5 protein-coding genes are annotated in these 5243 nt (G+C 70.5%); 4 read left to right on the top strand and 1 reads right to left on the bottom strand.

Going from position 1 to position 5243, the window contains the following annotated elements:
* Positions 1-10: 10 nt before the first annotated feature.
* A complete protein-coding gene (locus tag ACZ7M3_RS42445) occupies positions 11-997 on the bottom strand; it encodes an ArsR/SmtB family transcription factor (RefSeq protein WP_472070925.1) in 987 nt (328 codons plus the stop codon).
* 84 nt (positions 998-1081) lie between these two features.
* Between ACZ7M3_RS42445 and ACZ7M3_RS42440 the strand changes: the two genes are divergently transcribed.
* From ACZ7M3_RS42440 to ACZ7M3_RS42425, 4 genes are all read left to right on the top strand, one after another.
* Positions 1082-2446 carry an MFS transporter gene (locus ACZ7M3_RS42440; RefSeq protein WP_472070923.1) on the top strand — a complete coding sequence of 455 codons (1365 nt, stop codon included), beginning with the start codon at positions 1082-1084 and terminating at the stop codon, positions 2444-2446.
* Between the two features lie 11 nt (positions 2447-2457).
* Positions 2458-2967 (top strand): MarR family winged helix-turn-helix transcriptional regulator, encoded by a 510-nt coding sequence (locus tag ACZ7M3_RS42435; protein ID WP_351310492.1) that lies wholly within the window; start codon positions 2458-2460, stop codon positions 2965-2967.
* Between the two features lie 103 nt (positions 2968-3070).
* Positions 3071-3409: a DUF3817 domain-containing protein gene (locus ACZ7M3_RS42430; protein ID WP_472070921.1), complete on the top strand. Its 339-nt coding sequence runs from the start codon at positions 3071-3073 to the stop codon at positions 3407-3409.
* A gap of 74 nt (positions 3410-3483) precedes the next feature.
* Complete coding sequence (locus ACZ7M3_RS42425; protein WP_095852547.1) at positions 3484-5184, top strand: acyl-CoA mutase large subunit family protein; 1701 nt, start codon at positions 3484-3486, stop codon at positions 5182-5184.
* Positions 5185-5243 lie beyond the last annotated feature (59 nt).

The following is a 5243-nucleotide window of genomic DNA, read 5'->3' as shown; positions in this document are numbered from 1 at the left end:
CGGACAGGCCCTAGTGCTCCGCACCCGACGCCAGCGCCATCCCCAGGGGCGTGCGTTCGTACAGGACCTGGTGGCCGTAGCGGCGTGAGGTGAGCAGGCCTCCGGCGCGCAGGACCGTGAGGTGGGCGGAGACGGACGACGGGGCGAGCCGGAGGCGGTGGGCGAGGGCGCTCGTGGTGGTGGGTTCGTCCAGGGCCGTGAGGACGGTGGCCCTGCCCCGTCCCAGGAGTCGCACGAGAGCGTCGGGGGTGTGGTCCGTCGGTTCGGCCCACAGGCCGCCGATGCCGCGGGCGGGGTAGGCGAGCGTGGGCTGCCAGGGGGGCTCGAAGGAACTGACCACCTCCGGCCAGATGAAGACGCTCGGCACCAGCATCAGGCCCTGGCCCGCGAGGTCCCGCTCGTGCCGGCCCTTCCACTCGATGGTCAGCGTGTGGGAGCGCCAGCCGAACCGGCGGTCGATCTCCGGCAGCAGCCCGCCCAGACCGACCTCCGCGAGCCGTCGCGAGTGGAACGCGATGTCCGCCTCCAGCAGGGCGCGCAGCCGCGGCCAGTCCGGCTCGACGAGCGCGTGCCAGGCCGTCTCCATCAGGTCGGCCAGCTCCTGGACCATGCGCATCGGGTCCTTCAACAGCGACCGGCCTCGGGACGATTCGAGGGCGCCCGGGGTGTCCGCGAGCGACCTCGCGGCCTCCTCGCGGGCCGCCTCGGGGTCGGCCGCGCGGACCGCCGCGATCTCCTCCTCGAAGGTGGCCGCAGGACCGATCGGGGGCGGGCAGAGCCAGTCGGGGCAGTAGCCGCGCTGCGGCATCAGCAGCCACAGCGGCGCGAGGTCGAGTCCGGCGGCGGCCGCGCGGATACGGCGCAGCCAGTGCGCGTGGTAGCCGTGCCGCGCGGGACGGTCGAGCGTGCGGACCGCCTCGTGCGTCTCCCACAGGGGCGACACCGCGAAACGGCAGTTGAGGAGGTCGTCCTCCCCGAAGTGCAGAAGGGAAGGCAAGGAAAGGCACCCCCTGAAGAACTGAAGATTCGGCTGGAACCGAAACTCTACGGGCCGGCTCGACGGGTGAGCACGCTGTTGCCCATGCCGGAAGCAGAGATGGCGGAGACGAAGGCCACAACGACGCTCCCCGACCCACCGACCACCCCGGAGGACGCCCCACCGACCACCCCACCGAACGCGCCCGAAGCCACGGGCTACGGCCGAGTCTTCGCCGTACGGGAGTTCCGCGCCGTCTTCACCGCCCACGCGTTCTCGCTGCTCGGGCTCGTGGTCAGCGAGCTCGCCCTGTCCGTCCTGGTCTACGACCTGACGGGCTCGCCCCTGATGAGCGCCCTGACGTTCGCCCTCGGCTTCCTCCCGTACCTCGTCGGCGGCACCCTCCTCGCCGGCGCCGCGGACCGCTTCCCGGCCCGCCGGATCCTCGTGGTGTGCGACCTGGTGTGCGCGGGCTGCGTGGCCGTCATGGTGGTGCCGGGCGCGCCCATCGCCGTACTACTGGCCATGCGCTGCGCGCTCGCCGTCGTCTCACCGCTCTTCCAGGGGGCGCGGACGGCGACGCTGACCGACGTCCTCGGCGACGGCGACCTGTTCGTACTGGGCCGCTCCCTGCTGCGGATCGTCTCGCAGGGCGCGCTGCTCGCCGGGTTCGGGCTCGGCGGCGTGCTGCTCAGCGTCGTGTCGCCGCGCGGCGCGCTGCTCATCACGGTGTGCACCTTCCTGACCTCCGCCGCGCTGCTGCGCTTCGGCACCCGGCGACGGCCCGCGCGGGCCCGTCACGAAGGCGCGCTGGTGCGGGACTCGCTCCACGGAACCCGCAGGATCCTCGCCGACCGGCGTGTACGGGCCCTTCTCCTGCTGTTCTGGGTGCCGCCGATGTTCGCCGTCGCGCCGGAGGCGCTGGCCGCGCCCTATGCCGACGGGCTCGGTGCCGGATCGGCCGGGCTCGGCCTGCTGATGTGCGCCCTGCCGGTCGGCACGATCGCGGGGGAGCTGTACGCGGGTTCGAGGCTGCGGCCCGCCACCCGCACCCGGCTCGCCCTCCCGCTCGTCTGCGTCACCCTGCTGCCGTACGTCGGTTACGTCCTGCGGCCGGACCTCGGCTGGTCGCTGGCCCTGCTGCTGCTCGCGGGCACCGGATCCGCGTACTCGCTCGGCCTGGACCAGTGGTTCGTGCGGGTCGTGCCCGAGGAACTGCGAGGGCGGGCGATGACGCTGAACACCGCCGGTCTGATGACCGTCCAGGGGGTGGGAATGGCGCTGTCGGGGGTGGCGGCGGAGTTCGCCGGAGTGCGGGCGACCGTCGCGGGCGCGGGGGTGCTGGGCACCCTCTGCTGCGTACTGCTGGCGGTGGAGGCGCGGCGTACGGAAGGGGCCGCGACCCCCGTCGTAGAGGGGTCAGGGACCGAAAGGCGAGACGGGGCTGACCAGCATATGACCGGCGGGTAAGGTCTTATGCCGTGCCGAAGCCGCTCAGCCTTGCCTTCGATCCCATCGCCCGCGCCGACGAACTCTGGAAGCAGCGCTGGGGATCCGTGCCGTCCATGGCCGCGATCACCTCGATCATGCGCGCGCACCAGATCCTGCTCGCCGAGGTCGACGCGGTCGTCAAGCCGTACGGACTCACCTTCGCGCGCTACGAGGCACTGGTCCTGCTCACCTTCTCCAAGGCCGGCGAGCTCCCGATGTCCAAGATCGGCGAGCGCCTCATGGTGCACCCGACCTCCGTCACGAACACCGTGGACCGGCTGGTGAAGTCCGGGCTCGTCGACAAGCGGCCCAACCCCAACGACGGGCGCGGCACGCTCGCCTCCATCACCGAGAAGGGCCGTGAGGTCTGCGACGCGGCGACCCGCGACCTGATGGCGATGGACTTCGGGCTCGGGGCCTACGACTCCGAGGAGTGCGCGGAGATCTTCGCGATGCTGCGGCCCCTGCGCATCGCCGCGAGCGACTTCGACGAGGCATAGAGGAAGAGACGAGGGACGGAGAGACGGAGGAGCAGAGGTACACAGGCGCGCCGGGGCGGGGGTGCTCGTAGATCGCGCAAATGGGGTCGTTACGCTCATCCCCATGAAGAAGAGCGTGCTGACCCGCTACCGCGTGATGGCCTACGTCACCGGTGCGCTGCTGGTCCTGCTGACCCTCGGTGTGATCGCCAAGTACGTGTTCCAGATGGACGGTGCCGTGGACTTCACCCGCGTCGTCGCCATCGCGCACGGCTGGCTGTACGTCGTGTACCTGGTCTTCGCCTTCGACCTGGGCGCCAAGGCGAAGTGGCCGGTGGGCAAGCAGCTGTGGGTGCTGCTCGCGGGGACCATTCCGACGGCCGCGTTCTTCGTGGAGCGGAAGGTCACCCAGGAGCTGGAGTCGAAGATCGCGGAGGACTCTCCGGCGGTCGTCAAGGCGTAACCCCTACCGCCACGGGAGTGGTCCGTGGCGGTTTGCCATCGACATTTAGTAGGACGTCCTAGTAAATTCGAAGCATGGACGCTGACGCCATCGAAGAGGGCCGCCGACGCTGGCAGGCCCGGTACGACACCTCGCGCAAGCGTGAGGCCGACTTCACCACGCTCTCCGGTGATCCGGTGGAGCCGGTGTACGGGCCACGGCCGGGGGACAGGTACGACGGCTTCGAGCGGATCGGCTGGCCCGGCGAGTACCCGTTCACCCGCGGCCTGTATCCGACCGGCTACCGAGGGCGTACGTGGACGATCCGCCAGTTCGCCGGGTTCGGGAACGCGGAGCAGACGAACGAGCGCTACAAGATGATCCTCGCCGCGGGCGGCGGCGGACTGTCGGTCGCCTTCGACATGCCGACGCTCATGGGGCGCGACTCCGACGATCCACGCTCCCTCGGCGAGGTCGGGCACTGCGGCGTCGCGATCGACTCGGCGGCCGACATGGAGGTCCTGTTCAAGGACATCCCGCTGGGTGACGTCACGACATCGATGACCATCAGCGGACCGGCCGTACCCGTCTTCTGCATGTACCTGGTCGCGGCGGAACGGCAGGGGATCGACCCGTCCGTCCTGAACGGCACCCTCCAGACCGACATCTTCAAGGAGTACATCGCCCAGAAGGAGTGGCTCTTCCAGCCCGAGCCGCACCTGCGCCTCATCGGCGACCTGATGGAGCACTGCGCCGCGAAGATCCCCGCGTACAAGCCGCTGTCCGTCTCCGGCTACCACATCCGGGAGGCCGGCTCCACGGCCGCGCAGGAGCTGGCGTACACGCTGGCGGACGGGTTCGGCTACGTCGAGCTGGGGCTCTCGCGCGGCCTCGACGTGGACGTCTTCGCCCCCGGCCTCTCCTTCTTCTTCGACGCGCACCTCGACTTCTTCGAGGAGATCGCCAAGTTCCGGGCGGCGCGGCGGATCTGGGCACGGTGGATGCGGGACGTGTACGGGGCGAAGTCGGACAAGGCCCAGTGGCTGCGCTTCCACACGCAGACCGCGGGTGTCTCGCTGACGGCGCAGCAGCCGTACAACAACGTCGTGCGTACGGCGGTGGAGGCGCTCGCGGCCGTTCTGGGCGGCACGAACTCCCTGCACACCAACGCGCTGGACGAGACGCTCGCGCTGCCGTCCGAGCAGGCCGCCGAGATCGCCCTGCGGACGCAGCAGGTACTGATGGAGGAGACGGGCGTCGCCAACGTCGCCGACCCGCTGGGCGGTTCCTGGTACGTCGAGCAGCTCACCGACCGGATCGAGGCCGACGCGGAGAAGATCTTCGAGCAGATCAAGGAGCGGGGGCTGCGGGCGCATCCCGACGGGCAGCACCCGATCGGTCCCATCACCTCCGGCATCCTTCGGGGCATCGAGGACGGCTGGTTCACCGGGGAGATCGCCGAGTCGGCGTTCCAGTACCAGCGGGCGTTGGAGAAGGGTGACAAGCGGGTCGTGGGCGTGAACGTCCATCACGGGTCCGTGACCGGGGATCTGGAGATCCTGCGGGTCAGTCACGAAGTGGAGCGGGAGCAGGTACGGGAGTTGGGCGTGCGGCGGGGTGGGCGCGACGACGCGCGCGTACGGGCCTCGCTGGACGCGATGCTTGCCGCTGCGCGGGACGGGTCGAACATGATCGTGCCCATGCTGGAGGCGGTGCGGGCCGAGGCTACGCTCGGCGAGATCTGTGACGTGCTCCGGGACGAGTGGGGGGTGTACACGGAACCGGCGGGCTTCTGACCCGCCGGGGCTCCGCCTCGGACCCCGTGCGTCCATCGTTCTCTGCGGGTGCGTGAGGG

The organism is Streptomyces sp. NPDC111656 (assembly GCF_055656965.1).
The sequence above is the reverse complement of the archived record's forward strand: the minus strand, read 5'-3'. Positions and strand labels throughout refer to the sequence as shown.

Coding starts and splice junctions, on each gene's coding strand:
- ACZ7M3_RS42440 (WP_472070923.1), top strand. CDS start 1,082: ATGCCGGAAGCAGAGATGGCGGAGACGAAGGCCACAACGACGCTCCCC.
- ACZ7M3_RS42430 (WP_472070921.1), top strand. CDS start 3,071: ATGAAGAAGAGCGTGCTGACCCGCTACCGCGTGATGGCCTACGTCACC.
- ACZ7M3_RS42425 (WP_095852547.1), top strand. CDS start 3,484: ATGGACGCTGACGCCATCGAAGAGGGCCGCCGACGCTGGCAGGCCCGG.